Source organism: Holdemania sp. 1001302B_160321_E10 (genome assembly GCF_015552275.1).
GTDB lineage: Bacteria > Bacillota_I > Bacilli_A > Erysipelotrichales > Erysipelotrichaceae > Holdemania.
Genome location: NZ_JADNEM010000017.1, coordinates 1 through 17,426, shown reverse-complemented (window position 1 = coordinate 17,426; position 17,426 = coordinate 1). Strand labels below are relative to the sequence as shown.

Annotated in this window: 18 protein-coding genes, 1 pseudogene and 1 riboswitch; all 19 genes and pseudogenes read right to left on the bottom strand. The window is 53.4% G+C overall.

The window, feature by feature from the left end; genetic code table 11:
• Positions 1-175: 175 nt before the first annotated feature.
• Positions 176-1,258, bottom strand: a complete 1,083-nt coding sequence (locus tag I2D94_RS11130) for a glycosyltransferase family 2 protein (RefSeq protein ID WP_195396940.1) — start codon at positions 1,256-1,258, stop codon at positions 176-178.
• Between the two features lie 102 nt (positions 1,259-1,360).
• Positions 1,361-1,702 carry a hypothetical protein gene (locus tag I2D94_RS18315; RefSeq protein ID WP_229056866.1) on the bottom strand — a complete coding sequence of 114 codons (342 nt, stop codon included), beginning with the start codon at positions 1,700-1,702 and terminating at the stop codon, positions 1,361-1,363.
• A gap of 248 nt (positions 1,703-1,950) precedes the next feature.
• Entirely contained in the window at positions 1,951-2,658 is a 708-nt protein-coding gene (locus I2D94_RS18310) for a hypothetical protein (protein WP_304607857.1), read from the bottom strand.
• 224 nt (positions 2,659-2,882) lie between these two features.
• Positions 2,883-4,694, bottom strand: coding sequence for a hypothetical protein (locus I2D94_RS18585; protein ID WP_195396938.1), 1,812 nt, complete (start codon positions 4,692-4,694; stop codon positions 2,883-2,885).
• Between the two features lie 488 nt (positions 4,695-5,182).
• Positions 5,183-6,478: an adenylosuccinate lyase gene (gene purB, locus I2D94_RS11115; protein WP_072684502.1), complete on the bottom strand. Its 1,296-nt coding sequence runs from the start codon at positions 6,476-6,478 to the stop codon at positions 5,183-5,185.
• Between the two features lie 13 nt (positions 6,479-6,491).
• Positions 6,492-7,895: an amidophosphoribosyltransferase gene (purF, locus tag I2D94_RS11110; protein WP_083538524.1), complete on the bottom strand. Its 1,404-nt coding sequence runs from the start codon at positions 7,893-7,895 to the stop codon at positions 6,492-6,494.
• Positions 7,892-8,614 carry a phosphoribosylaminoimidazolesuccinocarboxamide synthase gene (purC, locus tag I2D94_RS11105; RefSeq protein ID WP_072684503.1) on the bottom strand — a complete coding sequence of 241 codons (723 nt, stop codon included), beginning with the start codon at positions 8,612-8,614 and terminating at the stop codon, positions 7,892-7,894. Before purC ends, purF begins: the two co-directional genes overlap by 4 nt.
• Positions 8,615-8,790: 176 nt before the next feature.
• Positions 8,791-8,889: riboswitch (purine riboswitch) on the bottom strand.
• A gap of 74 nt (positions 8,890-8,963) precedes the next feature.
• Entirely contained in the window at positions 8,964-10,703 is a 1,740-nt protein-coding gene (locus I2D94_RS11100; protein ID WP_072684504.1) for an ABC-F family ATP-binding cassette domain-containing protein, read from the bottom strand.
• An 18-nt stretch (positions 10,704-10,721) separates the two neighbouring features.
• Complete coding sequence (locus I2D94_RS11095; RefSeq protein WP_195396937.1) at positions 10,722-11,069, bottom strand: DUF4358 domain-containing protein; 348 nt, start codon at positions 11,067-11,069, stop codon at positions 10,722-10,724.
• Positions 11,038-11,574, bottom strand: coding sequence for a GDSL-type esterase/lipase family protein (locus I2D94_RS11090; RefSeq protein ID WP_195396936.1), 537 nt, complete (start codon positions 11,572-11,574; stop codon positions 11,038-11,040). Before I2D94_RS11090 ends, I2D94_RS11095 begins: the two co-directional genes overlap by 32 nt.
• On the bottom strand, positions 11,532-11,912 hold the full coding sequence (locus I2D94_RS11085; RefSeq protein ID WP_195396935.1) for a hypothetical protein: 381 nt from the start codon (positions 11,910-11,912) through the stop codon (positions 11,532-11,534). Before I2D94_RS11085 ends, I2D94_RS11090 begins: the two co-directional genes overlap by 43 nt.
• A gap of 189 nt (positions 11,913-12,101) precedes the next feature.
• Positions 12,102-12,644, bottom strand: a complete 543-nt coding sequence (gene scpB / locus I2D94_RS11080) for an SMC-Scp complex subunit ScpB (protein ID WP_072684507.1) — start codon at positions 12,642-12,644, stop codon at positions 12,102-12,104.
• A gap of 2 nt (positions 12,645-12,646) precedes the next feature.
• Entirely contained in the window at positions 12,647-13,372 is a 726-nt protein-coding gene (locus tag I2D94_RS11075; protein ID WP_072684508.1) for a ScpA family protein, read from the bottom strand.
• A gap of 55 nt (positions 13,373-13,427) precedes the next feature.
• Entirely contained in the window at positions 13,428-14,792 is a 1,365-nt protein-coding gene (locus I2D94_RS11070) for a spore germination protein (protein WP_195396934.1), read from the bottom strand.
• On the bottom strand, positions 14,789-15,139 hold the full coding sequence (spoVAE, locus tag I2D94_RS11065) for a stage V sporulation protein AE (protein ID WP_039865245.1): 351 nt from the start codon (positions 15,137-15,139) through the stop codon (positions 14,789-14,791). The genes I2D94_RS11070 and spoVAE overlap by 4 nt, the downstream gene beginning before the upstream one ends.
• A complete protein-coding gene (spoVAD, locus tag I2D94_RS11060; protein ID WP_195396933.1) occupies positions 15,139-16,137 on the bottom strand; it encodes a stage V sporulation protein AD in 999 nt (332 codons plus the stop codon). Before spoVAD ends, spoVAE begins: the two co-directional genes overlap by 1 nt.
• A complete protein-coding gene (locus I2D94_RS11055) occupies positions 16,134-16,574 on the bottom strand; it encodes a SpoVA/SpoVAEb family sporulation membrane protein (protein ID WP_072684511.1) in 441 nt (146 codons plus the stop codon). The genes spoVAD and I2D94_RS11055 overlap by 4 nt, the downstream gene beginning before the upstream one ends.
• Before the next feature lie 151 nt (positions 16,575-16,725).
• A complete protein-coding gene (locus I2D94_RS11050) occupies positions 16,726-17,022 on the bottom strand; it encodes a hypothetical protein (RefSeq protein WP_195396931.1) in 297 nt (98 codons plus the stop codon).
• A gap of 90 nt (positions 17,023-17,112) precedes the next feature.
• Positions 17,113-17,426 (bottom strand): annotated as a pseudogene (locus I2D94_RS11045) (hypothetical protein); the annotation flags it as partial.

Here is a 17,426-nt window from a genome sequence, read left to right as displayed (position 1 = left end):
CCGAACAATTTCGGTAACTTTTACTTACCTTGCGCAGATATAGCGCAGACTTTCACAAGTTGAAAGCTGTGGAATAATAAAACGACTGCACCGAAGAGATTTTTTGTGTTTCGCAAGAAAAACCTCCGTTCACAAAAGAACCGAGGTTGATCTAAAATTGATTTCCCGCTGACTTTCAGGATTGGCCCATTCCCCGCTTATGATTCAGGTAGGCGCGGTTATGCAGATAAGAAGCGTCGGCTGGCTTCAGGGCGCCCGCCTTCTCGTTAGCCTGCCAGGCTTCATCCCATTTCTGCATCTGATCATAGCAGCAGCACAGCCAGATCCAGGGAATATAGCCATAACAGTCGAGATTGACAAAACCACCCCGATCCAAGGGCAAAGGTAGTGTTGTTGCCAGCTTGTACCAGAAAACAGCACATTCCCAATTTTTTTCCAGATAGAAATAACGTCCCAGTCCGCAGCAGATTTCTCCGCGCGGAGGTGCATAACGCAGGGCCTGGATCAGACTTGAAAATTCTTTTTGCCTTTGCTTTAAGGCGTGCCAGCAGCGGGCCATGCTCAAACAGGCGTCAATCTTATTTTCTGACCAGCCGGCAGGATCGTTCAGGAACATTTCGTATTCTGCCAAAGCTTCTTCATAGCGCTGATGATCAGCCAGTTCCCGCGCGTAATAGTACCGCTGGCGGATATCCAACGTGCCCGCCTGTTTTAATTTTTCCAAAATCCGCAGATTACGCTGCGGATCTGCACAATGCACCTTATGATGTTCGATGGCGATATCACTGACATAACGACGAGGAACAAAGGGGATTGTTTCATGCACCGCGCCTTGCCAACGCAGATGTGCGCCGCGCCGGATCAGGCGTTCCCGAGGAAAGCTGAACGTGGGCCGGCCTTCGCTGTCAAAGGCTGTCCGATACTGCATGACGACCATATCGCAGCGCTCGTCCAGCGTTTGTTTCAGCGCAAGCAGTTTTTCAAGCTGATCCGCAGGCACGATGTCATCCGCATCCAGCCAGAGAATAAAATCCTGACTGGCCTGATCAAAGGAATAATTCCGGACTGCCGCAAAATCATCTATCCAGGGAAAATCATAAATTTCAGCCTGATGACGAGCGGCAATCGCACGAGTTTGATCGGTCGAGCCTGTATCCACAATAATCATTTCATCCACGGCTCTTGCAACGCTGCTTAAACAGCGATCCAAAACGTCTTCTTCATTTTTAACGATCATACACAAACTGATTGTAATCATACCTGATCTCCTTTTCCATTCTCACTCTCCTACCCCATGTCATTCGCAGCGCGTTATGGTTCAACATGAACGCAACGGACAAGGGGTGTCGGCCTTTGTGCGTCAGCTTTGAGTTCTGCGTAATTTTACAATGGTCATTGTCAGCGTGCATTCCGTGACGGTTTGGGCAGCGTTGAACGTCAGCGTAAATGAAGTTGAGGCCGGGACGTCGATGATCATGGATACCGCGCCGAAAGCACTGGATCGTTCGAGGGCCGTCATAAAATAAATACCGAATTCAATGTGTGCCGCATTGTTATAAAACGGAGTTACCTGGATAAAAGTCGGCGCCATCGTCAACGCTGAAACTTGATAATCAATTTTATAAAAACCGGCGGCCAGCGTCACCCGTGTCGGTTCGCTCAACGTAATGTTGCCGGTCGGATCCGCGATCGACTGACTCATTGGAATCAGCGCACCGTTAGCAAACTGCGCACCGAAGTTTACAAACGAAGCAAAAATATTATCGGGAATAGGCCCTGCCGGACCGGTAGGGCCGGGATTTCCGGTTGCGCCAGTTTCGCCGGGAGCCCCTGTTGGTCCTGTGGGACCTGGTATTCCCTGGGGACCCGTCGGGCCCGGGGCTCCTGGAATGCCCTGAGGACCTGTCGGCCCCGTCGCTCCCGTTACTCCGGAGAGACCTTGCGGACCCGTTATTCCAGGATTGCCCATCGGTCCCTGAATACCCTGAGGACCGGCAGGACCCGTTGGGCCGGGTAGACCGACAGGCCCTGGATTGCCTTGAGGACCCGTCGGGCCTGTATTTCCCATTGCACCGGCTGGGCCAGGAATTCCCTGCGGTCCGGGATTCCCTGTTGGTCCTGTTGCCCCGGTAAGTCCTTGTATCCCCTGAGGACCCGTTGGGCCGGGTAGACCGACAGGTCCTGGATTGCCTTGAGGACCCGTCGGGCCTGTATTTCCCATTGCACCGGCTGGGCCAGGAATTCCCTGCAGTCCGGGATTCCCTGTTGGTCCTGTTGCCCCGGTAAGTCCTTGTATCCCTTGAGGGCCTGTCGGGCCAGGAATTCCCTGCGGTCCGGGATTGCCAGTCGGTCCTGTTGCCCCGGTAAGCCCTTGTATCCCCTGAGGGCCTGTCGGGCCGGGAATACCCTGTGGGCCAAGAGGGCCTTGAGGACCGGCAGGTCCCGGTCTTCCCGGAACACCTTGTTCTCCCTGCGGACCGGCTGGACCTCTTTCTCCTTCCGGTCCCGGCATTCCCGGATATCCCTGCGGTCCACATTCACCGCGCGGACCGACGGGACCCGGACATCCCCGCGGCCCCCTAGGTCCTCGAGGCCCCGGGCAGCAGCCGGAACATTCGCAAGAATGATTCTGATTATCCCAATCCAGAGATGAAGCATAATCTCTGTTTTTCATTTGCGTCACCTTCTTTCGATCACCGTCATTCTATGTTTTTAATGCGGAACCGGCTTTGTGTCAGCCTAACACAAATCTGTTTTTTCAAAAAAACAGCCGGCTGTCAGTGAGGGCTGACAGACCGGTTGTTTATAAAGCACCTGAAATCAAATTTATCTTCCCGTTTTATTCTTCAAGCAAAAGCTTAACGATACTCAAAACTTATTATTTATTCTTCTTCTACAAAGTCCAAATCCAGTTTCTTTACGGTTAACGTCGCCGCTACGCCAACGCCCAGCGTCAAATTTAAAGCATAAGGCGCATAAACGATCAGTTCCAGGACATCCCCGGCAAACAGTTGTTCAATGACGCTGCCAGAATAAATGGATTCTACCCCAACGGCCAATAAATGCGTTACCTCCGTACTGTCAATCGGAGCTCCATTTCGTCTTACTTCAAGCGAAACTTCAGTACCTAAAGAAGAAGAGCCATTGAACATATAGTTGATCTCATAAATACCTGAATGTTCGATTGTTATGCTATCCGCCATTCCGGTTCCCACACCATTGATCGGCATCAGCAGAGGGAGCGGAATTCTTTCCGGCACATTCGGATTTAAGAATAATGTCTGTTCCGTCTTGTTATAGCGTCCGCCATAATAAAGCAGACCGCCGCCCCCGCCTGCACCGGTGGCACCCGTTGGACCGGTTGGACCCATTTCCCCATCGGCCCCAGTTGGACCGGTTGGACCCATCGCCCCATCTGCGCCCGTTGGACCGATTGGACCAGGTTCTCCTGCTAATCCCTGAGCACCATCAGCGCCAGTTGCACCGGTAGCTCCAGTTGCGCCTGTAGCTCCCGTGGCGCCAGTCGGACCCGTTGGACCCGTCGCACCGGTTGGACCTGTAGGGCCGATTGGACCCGTAGCGCCTGTCGCACCGCCGGCTCCGATATTGCCAGTGGCCCCAGTTGGACCGATTGGGCCCGTCGGACCGGTGATGCCTTGAATACCTGAAGGACCCGTAGCACCTGTGGCTCCCGTAGCACCGGTCGGACCCGTTGGGCCGATTGGACCGGTTGGTCCCGTCGGCCCTGTAATACCTTGAATACCAGAAGGACCTGTCACGCCAGTAGCTCCCGTAACGCCTGTCGGACCCGTTGGGCCGATTGGACCGATCGGACCGGTGACGCCAATAAATCCTTGTGGTCCCTGCGGACCGGTGGCGCCAACAGGACCTGCGACGCCTTGCGGACCCGTGGCACCGGTAACGCCGGCAAACCCTTGCGGACCTTGCGGACCGGTTGCCCCCGTCGGGCCGATTGGGCCGGTTGGACCTGTCGCACCGGTAACGCCTGCGAGACCCTGAGGACCTTGTGGTCCTTGCGGGCCTTGAGCTCCGGTATTTCCCATCGGGCCTTGAATTCCCTGCGGGCCTTGCGGACCCGTGGCTCCGGCGGCTCCGGTTGGACCGGTTGGACCCACAGGCCCCTGAATTCCCGGATTTCCCATTGGACCTTGCGGCCCTGTCGGACCGGTTGCCCCGGTAAATCCTCGCGGCCCCTGCGGACCCATGGGGCCAGTTGCCCCCGTATCCCCAGGAATTCCCTGCGGACCTTGGGCGCCGATCGGGCCCTGAGCTCCTGTCGGTCCCCGTGATCCTGTCGGGCCTGGAATTCCCTGGAATCCCCGCGGCCCCTGCGGACCGGTTGCCCCTGTATTGCCAGGGCGTCCCATCGGTCCCGGCTCTCCCTGCGGACCCTGAGGACCCGGATATCCACGCGGACCGATCGGACCTCGGGCTCCGGTTACCCCTTGAGGACCGATTGGCCCAGGTTCACCTTGCGGACCTTCTGGTCCCCGGCAGCCACGAGGGCCCTGCGGACCCTGGGGACCCGGACAGCCCCGCGGACCTTGCGGACCGGTTGGGCCGGTGCAGCAGCACCCCGGACGCGGACGCGGCGGACGGCAGGAACGAGCATCTTCTTCCTCCTGCCAGTCGATTGGGCTTGAGGCATAATGTCTTCGATCATCGTTCATCATCTTCACCTGCTTTCAGAATGAGAGTTCTCATTCAACCCATACTATGGCAATTCTTTCCCGTTCCTTTGACGCCGGCCCAGCCGAAGCTGGAAATTCGATATCTTTTTTCTAACAGTGTGCCGATTTAGGCTAAAAACGCAGGTTCATTCCCTATGAAAAATATTCAGTTTATTTCGCAGACATAACCACATGCTTATAAGCTTTCCTGCATCCACCTTCAGTTTGTTGCGGGTAAGTCTGCTTGATATTTTAAAACGATAAGGATGGAATTTACTTTTTCCGTGTTGTCTACAATAAACGGCTTCCGTCATTGATCTGACAATTTTTTCTCTATATTGACGCTGGCTGCCGGACCTCCTTTCTATATTGGAAAGGATTTACCAACACTTTAAACTCTGCAGCTGCGCGCAGGGGACAGAGTATAAAAAAACCTGGATTCTCTGTTTTCAAGATCCAGGTTTCAAATTCAATTCATTTTCACTACACGCTTAAAGCAGACCGACACGTTTGAAAATATCATCGACATGTTTCAGATGATAGGCCGGATTGAAGCAGTCGTCAATTTCAGCCTTGCTTAACAATGCCGTTACCCGCGGTTCTGCTTCCATTAACGAACGGAAATCAATTTTCTCATTCCAGGATTTATTCGCGTTCGGCTGGACCAGGTCATAAGCCTCCTCCCGCGACATTCCCTTTTCAATCAACGTCAGCATAAACCGTTGTGAGAAGATCACGCCGTAGGTCTTATAAATGTTCTCGCGCATGTTGTCTTCAAACACCGTCAGCGTGTCAATGATCCGCGTAAACCGGTTGAGCATGTAGTCGAGCAGTTCCGTTGCATCCGGCGCGATGATCCGCTCGGCGCTGGAATGCGAGATATCCCGCTCATGCCACAATGCGACATCCTCGTAGCTGCTGATCATGTAACCGCGTAAAATCCGGGCACAGCCGCACATGTTTTCCGAACCGATCGGATTGTGCTTATGCGGCATCGCACTGGAGCCCTTCTGTCCCTTGTTGAAGTATTCCTCCACTTCACGGACTTCCGTGCGCTGCAAATGCCGGATCTCCGTCGCCATTTTCTCGATCGAGGTTGCGATCAGGGCCAGCGTCGCAAAATACTGCGCATGCCGATCGCGCTGCAGCACCTGTGTCGAAATTTTCGCCGAATGAATCCCCAGCTTTTCACAGACATAATCCTGAACGAACGGCGGGGTGTTGGCAAACGTACCGACGGCGCCGGAAATCTTCCCGGTTTCCACCATTGCCGCCGCTTCCTCAAATCGCTGCAGGTTGCGGTTCATTTCTTCAAACCAGAGCGCGAATTTCAAGCCGAAAGTCGTAATTTCCGCATGGACGCCATGGGTTCGGCCCATCATGATCGTATCCTTATATCGCAGCGCTTTTTCCTTCAGAACATCCTGAAACCGATGCAGATCTTTCCGCAGAATTTCATTGGCCTGTTTATACAGATAGCCATAAGCGGTGTCGACGACGTCGGTGGAGGTCAGCCCGTAATGTACCCACTTCCGTTCCTCACCCAGCGATTCGGAAACCGCCCGAGTAAACGCCACGACGTCATGTTTGGTTTCACTTTCAATTTCATAGATCCGGTCGATGTCAAACGAGGCGTTCTGCCACAGCTTCGCTACGTCCTCCGCCGGGATTTCACCCAGCTGACTCCAGGCCTCGCATGCCAGCAGCTCGACTTTCAGCCACGCGCCGAACTTGCTCTCCTCATTCCAGATCGCCCGCATTTCAGGACGGGAATAACGGTCTAACATAACACTCCTCCTTTTATTTCTGTTTAATCACTTTTTGGAAACTGAACAGCGCGGTCGGATACTGGCCGCTGAAGCATGAGACGCACAGATCCCGCGTCGGGATGGCCTCACGCATCTGTTCAATCGTCATGAATTTCAGCGAATCGGCATTGATGTAAGTACACAGCTCGTCCACATTCATCCGCGCGCTGATCAATTCTTCATACGTCGAAGTGTCGACGCCGTAGAAGCATGGACTGCTGAAAGGCGCGGAGGCGATCCGCACATGCACTTCCGTTGCCCCGGCATCCTTTAACAGCTGGACAATTCGGCGGGATGTCGTACCGCGCACGATCGAATCGTCGACCATGACGACACGCTTGCCGCTGACGATGCTGCTGATCGCACTCAGCTTCATGCGCACGCCGCGTTCACGTTGTTTCTGGGTCGGCTGAATGAAGGTCCGGCCGACATACCGGTTTTTGATCAAACCGATTTCATACGGAAGACCGCTGGCTTCGCTGTAGCCGATCGCGGCCGAGAGGCTGGAATCCGGCACACCGATGACGATATCCGCTTCGACGTCATCGCTCTTGGCCAGAAGCATCCCCGCGTGACGGCGGCTGGTATGGACGTTGATGCCCTCGATGCTGCTGTCCGGACGGGCGAAATAAATGTATTCCATCGCGCACATTTTGTGCTGAACTTGATCTGTATAATGAAAGCTCTTAACGCCGTCGCTGGCGATTCTTACGACTTCGCCCGGTTCGATATCGCGGATGAATTTCGCGCCGACGATATCAAACGCGCAGGTTTCCGAGCTGATGCAGTAGCCATCCTCAAGGAATGCCAGCGACAGCGGCCGCAGACCGTTCTTGTCGCGGACCGCATACATGCAGTCCTTGGTCATGATGATGAACGCGAACGCCCCTTCCATCTTGCGGCAGGCGCCCATGATTTTCTCAACGAACGTTCCCGCTTCCCGCTGGATCAGATGCAGCATGATCTCGCTGTCGCTGCTGCCCTGGAAGATGCTGCCCAGATTTTCCAGTTCTTCTTTCAATTCGCTGGCGTTGACAATCTGCCCGTTATGCACGGCCCCGAAATGCCCGGTATGTGCGCGGACCATGATCGGCTGCACGTTTTCGATCTCATTGCCGCCGTCGGTCGAATACCGGACATGGCCGATCGCATGGATGCCGTCCATCTTGTTGATCGTTTCAGTGTTGAACACTTCCGTGATCAGGCCCTTGCCCTTGATGCACTTGATGTTCTGTCCGTCGCTGGTCGCAATCCCGGCCGCTTCCTGACCGCGATGCTGCAGCGCGTGCAGGCCAAAGTAGGACAGCGAGGCGGCCGAGCTGACATGATATACGCCGAACACACCGCATTCCTCATGAATCTTACCGTTTAAAAAATATTCGTTTTCCATTTTCATTTTGTCTTCACCCACTGGCTCAAACGGCCGTATATCTCCTCATAAGCGCCGATGACGTCGCCCATATCTCTTCTGAAACGATCCTTATCCAGTTTTCTGTCCGTGCCTTTTTCCCAGAACCGGCAGGTATCCGGCGAAATTTCATCCGCCAGCAATATCCGTCCTTCGCTGTCCTTGCCGAATTCCAGTTTGAAGTCGATCAGGCGGACGTTGATCTGATCGAAAATTTCTTTCAGAACTTCGTTGACCTGCGCGGTGATCGCATAGATCTGGTCCAGCTCCCCGCGCGTCGCAAAACCCAGACCGACGGCATGGGTATCGTTGATCATCGGATCGCCCAGCTCGTCGTTTTTATAACAGATTTCATAGACCGGCGTTTTCAGCACAGTCCCCTCTTCAATTCCAAATTTCTTTGCCATACTTCCGGCAACGACGTTGCGGACGATGACTTCCAGCGGAACGATACTGACTTTCTTACACAGCTGATCCCGATCGTTCAGCGTTTCTACCCAATGCGTCGCAATTCCACGGTGATTCAGTTCGCGAAACAAGATCGTCGTGATTTTGTTGTTGAGCACGCCTTTGTTGCTGATGCTGTCCTTCTTCAATCCGTTAAACGCTGTCGCGTCATCCTTGTAATGGATGATCACCCGCTCTGGATCATCGGTAGCATAGACCTGCTTGGCCTTGCCTTCGTACATCATTTCCTGCTTTTCCATGCAATATCCTTCCTTTTCTCTCAATTACCCTCGCCAAAATAAAAAACATATTGTATCCACAATATGCACTGAAAAACTCCTAAAATGAAGTCTGCGCCTGATTCGGTCCTTTCTTCATAAAGAGTTCCTCCTTTAGGGTCAACCTCGGCATTCACCTTGACTGCTCATTTATAAAAATGGGGGAAAAGGTTACTTGTAGTCCACACATAGGCCAGTGGGTAGATACGTGTCAGCCGAAATTTGACACCTATACAAGTAATGCAAACCTGACTGCTATCAGATTTACAGGTATATAATACACTTCTTCCCCTTGCTTGACAATGATTTTTTAAGCTTTTTTTTAAGGATTTCAGGATAGTTTTTCACTCAGCTCCATCCACCGCTCAGTTTTGCTTTCCAGCTCGCTTTCCGCCGCCTCCCGCTGCTCGCCCAACGTCTTGAGCTGAGCATAGTCTGCCGTCTGCCCCAGCTTGACGTCCAGCGCCTGAATTTCCTGTTCCAGCACCGGCAGCCGGGCTTCAATTTCCTCCAGCTCTTTCTTTTCCATATAGGTCAGCCGGTTGACTTTCGGCTTGACGCGGACCGTCGTTTCCCGCGGCTTAGCCTGTTCCGCTTCCGTCTGCTGCTCCAGATAATCGGTATAGCTCAGGTTGCTGAAGCTCAGCCGTCCCTGGCCTTCGTAGATCAACAACCGGTCGCAGGTGCGGTCGAGGAAATAGCGATCATGACTGACGGAAAGCACCGCCCCGCCGAAATCGTCGAGATATTCTTCCAGAAGCATCAGTGTCGGAATATCCAGATCGTTAGTCGGTTCGTCCAAAAGCAGAACGTTCGGCGCTTTCATCAGAATCCCCAATAAGCCCAGCCGGCGTTTCTGACCGCCGGAGCATTTGCCGATCGGCTGCCATTGCTGCTTCGGATCAAATAAGAATCGCTGCAGCATCTGCGAAGCGCTCACCTGCCCGTCCGGCGTGTCGATCACCTCGCCGATCGAACGGACATAATCAATGATCCGCTGATCGGGATCCATTTCCTCCAGCTCCTGGGAAAAATAGCCGATCCGCACTGTTTCGCCGACGATGATTTTCCCGGCGTCGGGCTGCAGCTGACCTGCAAGCAGCTTCATCAGCGTGCTTTTTCCGCAGCCGTTAGGGCCGATAATGCCTAAGCGCTCATGCCGGCGGACAATGTAGCTGAAATCCGTGATCAGCGGCTGACCATTGATCGCCTTGGACAGATTGCAGATCTCGATCGTCGTATTGCCCAATCGGGAACTCAGCGAGCCGAGCTTGAGCTGATCAGGATCCTGAATCCGTTCAATCGCGCTAAGCTTTTCAAAACGTTCGATACGCTCCCGGCTTTTGGTTGAACGGGCCATCGCCCCGCGCTGAATCCACTGGGCTTCTTTGCGCAGATACGCCAGCCGCTTGCGCTCGCTGGCCCGGGCCATTTCCTCACGCTGCGCTTTCAGCTGCAGAAAGCCGGAATAATTTGTCTGATAGGCATAAACATGTCCAGCCTCCACCTCCAAGATCGCATTGGTGACACGGTCGAGGAAATAACGGTCATGCGTGACCATCAGCATCGCTTTATTCGACTTGATCAGCCGCTTTTCCAGCCACAGAATCATCTGTTGATCAAGATGGTTGGTCGGCTCGTCCAGGATCAACAGGTCGCACGGCCGGATCAAGGCGCAGGCCAGCGCCACACGGCGGCGCTGACCGCCGGAACACGTGCCCACCTTCTGACTCATGTCGTTCATTTTTAACTGGGTCAGGATCGACTTGGCTTCATATTCCTGAACCTCATCTTTTTTCTCCGCGCTCTCCAGCACGGTTTCCAAGACGGTTTTCTCCGGATCCAGCTGCGGCTGCTGTACCAGACAGGAAATCCTTTTGCCCGGCACCAGCGTGACCGTTCCGTCATCCGGCGCTTCCAGCCCGGCGATCAAACGCAGCAGCGTTGATTTCCCAGCCCCGTTAACACCAACGATGCCCCATTTTTCTTTTTCATTGATAACCAGGCTGACATGATCCAGAACCGGATCCGCGCCGTAATTTTTAACCAGATTGTCTGCCGAACAAATCAATCGCTCCGCCTCCCTTCTTTATTCCAGACCTGCGCTGCACACCGCATCAGCCTGTTCGCCGACGACGACCGCAAACACCGCGCCCTCGTTTAAAATACAAGCCTTTTCCAACTTCGCCGCTTCTTCCGGGAAGTAGTTGGCATTCTGCTGCTGCATTGCCGCTAAACTGGATTCGATCACTTTCCGCGCTTCGTCGGGATGGCTGACCTCGAACACCGCGATCTGATCAGCGCGGGTATCCGCCGCCATTTTCATCTTTTGATCGAGCACTTCGTCCGGAGCGAAGAAATAAAACGCGTCGATCTGATCGGCGTCGACGTCGACCAGCGTTTGTTCAGGATCCGCTTTCCGGCTCAGCTGTTCCATCACTTCCGCCACGCTCTTCGCGTTCGGCTTGGCCGGGCTTTGACAGCCTGTGATCATCAGCGCCGTCAAGATCAATACACTCCATTTTTTCATTGTTCTTTCCTTCCTCCACATGCGTTTTCATATAGTCCTTATAGATGGCGAACCCTTCGGTGTTCAAATGCACGCCGTCGGCCGTCAGTTCTTCCCGCAGCTCGCCGTTTTCATCCATCAGCAGCGGGGCCGGATCAAGCAGATAGATCTGCTTTTCCTGTGCCAGCTCAGTGAAGATCGCGTTATATTCGGCGATTCTTTCGGGCGCGACGTCTTTTTCCCGGGCATAGCCCTTGGCGCTGCAGGGATAAATTTTCTGAAGCAGCAGCGTAGCGTCCGGCTGGACTTCGCGCAATCCGTCGATCAAACTGCCCAGTTTCTGTTTAAAAACCGAGCTGTATTCCCACCCCAGTTCATTGTAGCCGACGATCAGAACCAACCGCCGGTAAGTTTTATTCTCCAGAGCTCCCATACGGTCTGTTTCTCTTTTCCTTCCCCGATCACCTTTTTGATCTGCCACTGATTGATCGACAAGCCGATCGACGCCAGCACGTCCGACTGCGGAAAAACCTCGTAGTCAAAAACGCCGACAGCCCGCGAATCGCCTAAAAACGCAGTGTCGGAAAAGAAGTCGTCCGAGACCGGCGCGGTTTCAGCCAGTGGCTGGCTGTAATCAAAATCCGTGATGGTTCTATAACAAAGACACCCTTTCGGCGTCGTGTTTTCCTTCATAAGGGCGGAAGAATCCACCGGCTGCCCAGCGCAGCCGGCCAAACACAACGACAGGAGCAAACCTAAGCTTTTTTTCATCGCATTCACCTGCCTTCTTTATTTTACAACCTTTTGACCGAAGTGCAATTCCTCTTTCATGAAAGAATGTTGAATTCGCCTGATTTTCCCAAAAGGAAAGATTTTCCGAGGTGATTTTCCGGCAGTTTAATTTCAAGCTGCGAAAACGGCACGGTTTAAACTAAAAAGGTTTAAAGATGAAAAAAGGATCTATTCAAACAGATCCTCGCTTTCGCTTTCCGTATAATCCGGCAGTTCCGGCAGCTCGTTCAGACTGACCAGCTTGAAGCTGTCCATAAATTCCTCCGTTACCTCAAACAAAATCGGCCGTCCCGGAGCTTCCGAACGTCCCGCTTCCCGAATCAGCCCCCGCGCCTGCAGCTTGCGCAGCATCATATCGCAGCCCACGCCGCGGATTTCTTCAATTTCCACGCGGGTGATCGGCTGCTTGTAGGCAACGATTGCCAGGGTTTCCAGCGCTGATTGAGAAAGGGCCGTACTCTTGGCATTCGCAAACAGCTTCTGCGCATAGGGATGAATCGAAGCTTTGGAGACAAATTTGAACACTCCGCCATAATCGACAACCTCAATCCCCCGCTGATCATCCGCATACATCCGCTGCAAATCCTCCAGCACCAGCCGCGCCTCGCTTTCGCTGACATCCAGCACCGCCGCGCACTGCGGCAGCGTCAGCCCTTCGTCGCCAACGATAAACAACAAGCCCTCGACGATTGTCATCGCCTGATTTTCCATGATTAAGCCCCCCTCCTAAACCAGATCGTATCCGCATCATCCACTGTAAAATACAACTGATGCGAATGCGCCATATCCAGAATCGCCAGAAATGTGACGATCGTTTCATGAATTTCATGACAGTCTTCCAGCAAGCGTTCAAAGCTGAACGTTTCCGGCAAATCCGCCAGCCGCGCCGTGATCTGCAGGATCCGGTCCTCAACGGAAATTTCCTTCGCCGTATATTTCGTTTCAATCGGCCTTAACAGCTGCATCCGCCGTAGACATCGCGTCATCGCTTTTGCCAGCTCATACGGACTGCCTTGAACCGGTTGATTGTCGTTGGCTTTGATCCATTCCTCCGATTCGATCGAGACCGGCTTGCTTAGCTGACACTGACGGTCCAGATACAGCTGCTTCAGCTGCTCGCTGATTTCCTTAAACTGTTGATATTCCAATAACCGGCGGACCAGACGGTCCTTCGGATCTTCCTCATAGGCGTCGTTAAGTTCCGCTTCCTGCTTCGGCAAAAGCTTCTTGCTTTTGTATTCGATCAGCGTCGCCAGTTCGACAAGATATTCGCTGCACACTTCCAAATGCATTTCTTCCATCTTATTCAGATACAAAAGATACTGTTCCGTCAGGACATGGATATCCAGATCAAACAGATCCAGCTCCTTCTCCTTGATCAGATGCAGCATCAGATCGAGCGGTCCCTCAAACTGATTCACAGCGACTGTAAACGACACAAAAAACCACCTCTTGTTTCTCATTATAACAAAAAGTGGCTTTCAGCACTAGATTTTATTTCTTATCCATCGTGAAGTTGCCGAAGAACAGCCGTTTGAATTCCCTGGCGTTAAACGGAATGAGCGGATAGAGATAAGGAAACGGGCCGACCTGGGTTTGTAAAAGCAGAATCAGATGAATCAGGATCCCGATTAGAAAACCCGGATAACCGCCGATCACAACCAGCACGATCAGCGCCAGGCGCACGATCTTATTCGCCATCGACAGCTCATAGCCGGCGGTCACAAAATTACCGATGTTGACGATTGCCGTCATAATCAGGATCTCCTGCGTATAGGCGCCATACGCAATCGGCGCGTCGCCCAGCACAAACACCGCGACGATGCCCAGAAGACTGGAAAGCATCAACGGCGAATGAATCAGGGAGAGCCGGATCCACTCGATCAAAAGATCCGCGATCAAGACCTGCACGCCAAACGTAATCGGTCCGGGGATTTCCGGCAGCGGCAGGTTCAGGCGCGTCGGATTGTGCTGCATGACCAGCACCATCCACAACGGCAGCAGATAGATCGAACAGAACACCCCGGCCAGCCGGATCGCCCGCATGACCAGCGAGATCACAGGTGTCTGGGTGTATTCCTCGATCTGCTTGGTCTGTTCAAAAAAGGTCGTCGGCAGGATAACCGCCGAAGGACAGTTATCGACCAGCACGATCAGCGAACCCTGAAGCAGATGGATCGCCGCGATATCCGGACGCTCGGTATAGCGCACGTGCGGATAAGGATTCCACGTCTGGCCATACATCAGCTCGCACAGCTGGCGTTCGCTGGTCACCTCCGCGTTGGTCGGCAGATGGTCGATCCGATTCTGGAAATCGTGCAGGATCGAGGGATGAATCAGATCGCTGATGTATAAGACAAAGATATCGGTCTTCGTCCGGCTGCCCTTCTGATAAGCCTTTGTCACCAGCTTGGGATCGCGGATCCGCCGGCGCACCATGCCCAAATCCAGCATGATATGTTCAATGAAGCCATCGCGCGCGCCGCGGATACTTTTCTCGACCGTCGGCTCGCTCGGCCCGCGGGTTGGGTAGGAGCGGGTATCGACGATAAACGCATAGGCACTGCCTTCCAGAATGACCAAAGTCTGGCCTTGCAGGATCTTGTCGAGCGCATCCTCCAGACTGCCCGCCTGCGTCACCGTGGCTGGAAAGAATGCCAGATTGCCTTTGTCGAAGACCAGACTTTCAACGATCGGTTCGATTGAAGTCGTACCGGTAACCCCGCCGACAAACACCAGCAGGCATTGCCGGTCGTTGACGTTGACTGAACGGATCGTCAGGTCGAAGCAGTCGGTCGCCTGCCGCAGCCAGTCAACGTTCTTCCAGGCTTCCGCTGAAAACGGGGTCTTCTCGGTCATAGCTTCGGCTTAAAGATCAGCGCCGCTAAAAACGCAAAGTAGATCGCGCTGGTAATCCCGGCTGCCGTCAGATCCAGCATCCCCAGCGGAATCCCTAATAAGCCTTGCTGCGCCACTCCGTCCATAACGGAATGCATCAGCGAATGGCCAAAGCTGGTGATCGGCAGCAGCGCGCCGGCATGGCCGAATTCGACCAGCTTGTCATAGAGATTGAAAAAGTCAAGGAACGCACCGAGCACAACGAACAAGCTTGTAATGTGCCCGGGCGTCAGATTGGTATTATCATAAATCAGCTGTCCGGCCAGACAAATTAAGCCGCACACAACAAACGCGCCAAAATATTCCATCATTCACCGACCGTCCCTTCATATACAACCGCATGCGCAATGCACGGGATCGATTCCTTCTGCTGCACGATCACCGTCGAAAGCAGCGCGCCGGTCGCGACGACCATGATCTTATGCAGCGCTTTGGTTCTTAACAGATCGAACAAATACGCGATCGTCACCACCGCGCTGCAGGCGCAGCCGCTGCCGCCGGCGAACACTTCCTGATGTTCGCGGTCATAGATCAGAAGTCCGCAGTCGATCAGCTTGTCGTGCGGATCCATGCCCTTTTGCTTGAACAGATCGATCAGCATGCTTCGGCCGATTTTGGACAAATCACCGGTGACGATCAGATCGTAGTCGTCAAAACTCGTCCCGGTGTTCTCAAAATGCCGACAGATCGTATCGAAGGCCGCCGGAGCCATCGCGCTGCCCATGTCGTTGGGATTGGTGAACTGCCAGTCGAGAATCCGTCCCAGCGTGGCCTGCGTCAAACGGACAGGCGTTTTTTCGTTCTGGAAGATCATCGCGCCCGCCCCGGTGACCGTATAGGTCGTTGTTTCCGGTTTCTGTACGCCGTATTCATTCGGGTAGCGGAACTGCCGTTCCGCCGTCGCGTTGTGCGAACTGGTTAAGCCCAGCACCCGTTCAGCGTGACCGCTGTCGATCCACATCGCGGCGTTGGCGGCGATCAGTGTTGAATTGGAACAGGCGCCATACAAACCGATAAACGGAATATCAAGATCGCGGGCAAAATAGTGACTGGTCCCCAGCTGATTGAGCAGATCGCCGCCCAGGATCAGATCGAGATCGCTGGTTTTGCATCCCTGCGCGCGCAGCGCATGATCGCAGGCTTCGGACATCAGCCGCCGCTCTGCCTGTTCATAGGTTTTCTCTTCGCAATAAATGTCGTCGAACAGCTTGTCAATTTTATCCTTTAACGGACCCTGAGCTTCCATCGGACCCGCCGCCGTCCCGCAGCCGCCGACAAAGACGGATTGAAAATGCAGCGTCTTCATAGCAGCGACACCACCCATCGCAGCAGGCCCAGCGTATACGCCGCGGCGATGCCATAGGTTAAAACAGATCCCGCCAGCTTGAACATTGTGCTGCCAATGCCGTAAATTGGTCCTTCGCTGCGGCCTTCCATTGCGCAGGCTGTCAGCGAGTTGGCGAAGCCGGAAATTGGAATGAACAGCCCGGCTCCGCATTTCTGCGCAAGCTTATCATAAATGCCCAGTCCTGTCAGCAGCGCCGTGACAAACACGACGGTGATGACCATCGGACCCGCTGCGGCCTTAGCGTCTAAGCCCAGCAGCTGTTGATACATCGTCAAAAGACCCTGACCGATGATTCCCATCACCCCGCCGCTGACAAACGCCCACAACGCCTTGCCTAACGTTCCCTTTTTGGGCGCGGTCCGCTTGGACGCTTCTTTATAGCCTTGTGTACTCATCACGATTCCTCCTGTCTATCCGCTAGTATGGACAGGATTTTCCCGAACAAACATCAAGACCGCAAAAACCCGACAGACTTCTTTATTCAGCTAAAAATGAGGAAAAGATAGAAAAGGCGGCAAACGCCGCCATATTTTCTTTCCGATGATATCAGTCGCTTGCAAGGTGCGATTGCTCTGAGTAGTCCTCAGTCTGGCTGAAACCGGAAACGATTTCCTTTTTTAACTGTTCCAATTGTTGAACACTGATCTTGGTGCAGAGCTGGATGAGCTGATCATCACAATGATTTCTCAGCATTTCCTTTGCGGTTTCTAATCGTTGCTTTTCGATGCCTTCTGCCAAGCCTTCCTGTTTGCCCTCATAGCGCAGCTGCGCCATGTCCATCATCCGCCGGTTATGCTCAAACGCCGCATCCCGCATTGCCGGATCATTGCTCATTCGCTTCATTACGCTGTCCGCCTCCTTAAAGATTTCCTGCCCGATCAAGGATTTAGATCATACTACTCATTAAACTTCATTTGAATCAGTTTCCTCTTTTTAGTCGCTTGCCCGATGGGATTTCTCCGAATCGTCCTCGGTTTGACTAAAACCTGAAACGATTTCTTTCTTTAACTGTTCCAGTTGTCGAAGGCTGATCTTGGTGCAGAGCTGGATGAGCTGATCATTACAATGATTTCTTAGCATTTCCTTTGCGGTTTCTAATCGTTGCTTTTCGACACCTTGTTCAATGCCTTGTTTGATGCCTTTCTCAATGCCTTCTGCCAAGCCTTCCCATTTGCCTTCATAGCGCAGCTGCGCCATGTCCATCATCCGCCGGTTATGCTCAAACGCCGCATCCCGCATTGCCGGAT